We start from the raw sequence: 747 nt of genomic DNA, 5'->3' as shown, positions 1-747 counted from the left end.
AGGTGCTAAACTTCCAACAGGGACGTATTATTATGTCATAGACTTAAATAATGGAAGTAAAGCACATGTCGGTTGGTTGTATATCAACTAAAAAGAAGGTATTTAATTTTAGAATATTATAACAATGAAAATGATACATAAATATACATTAGGGATTTTATTGGGACTCTCTGCCTTTACATCTTGGGCTCAGCAAGATCCTCAGTTCACGCAGTACATGTATAATACCATGAGTGTAAACCCTGGTTATGCAGGAAGTAGGGAGATGTTTAGTATCACAGGCTTGTATCGTAACCAATGGGTTGGTATCGATGGGGCTCCAGAGACATTTACTTTGGGGATCGATACGCCCTTAGGTAAGAATGTTGGAGGAGGTTTATCAATTATTCAAGATCAATTGGGACCTTCTCAAGAGACATACATCGATGGTAATTTTTCGTATACGGTAAATACAGGTATTGATCAGAAATTATCCTTTGGACTTAAAGCTGGGATTCGCTTTTTAAATGTGGATTTTACAGAAGGGAATATAGAAGACCCAACAGATAGTAATCTTCAGAATATCAATTCTGAAGTATTGCCCACTATTGGAGCTGGTATTTATTACCACACAAGTAGATGGTATGTAGGTTTATCGGTTCCTAATTTTATGACAACCGATCATTATGATGAAGTACAAGGAAACATTGCAGCAGAACGCATGCATTATTTTCTTATTGGGGGGTATGTATTTGATTTAGGTCCTTC

At 36.7% G+C, this 747-nt stretch carries 2 protein-coding genes; both read left to right on the top strand.

The annotated features are described in order from the left end of the window. On the top strand, nucleotides 1-91 hold a 91-nt coding region (locus tag JM658_RS17290; protein WP_394800502.1), incomplete at its 5' end, for a T9SS type B sorting domain-containing protein. 39 nt (nucleotides 92-130) lie between these two features. Beyond that, on the top strand, nucleotides 131-747 hold a 617-nt coding region (locus JM658_RS16995), incomplete at its 3' end, for a PorP/SprF family type IX secretion system membrane protein (protein ID WP_236961093.1).

The sequence above is a fragment of the Joostella atrarenae genome, assembly GCF_021764745.1.
Lineage (GTDB): Bacteria > Bacteroidota > Bacteroidia > Flavobacteriales > Flavobacteriaceae > Galbibacter > Galbibacter atrarenae.
The sequence above is the reverse complement of the archived record's forward strand: the minus strand, read 5'-3'. Positions and strand labels throughout refer to the sequence as shown.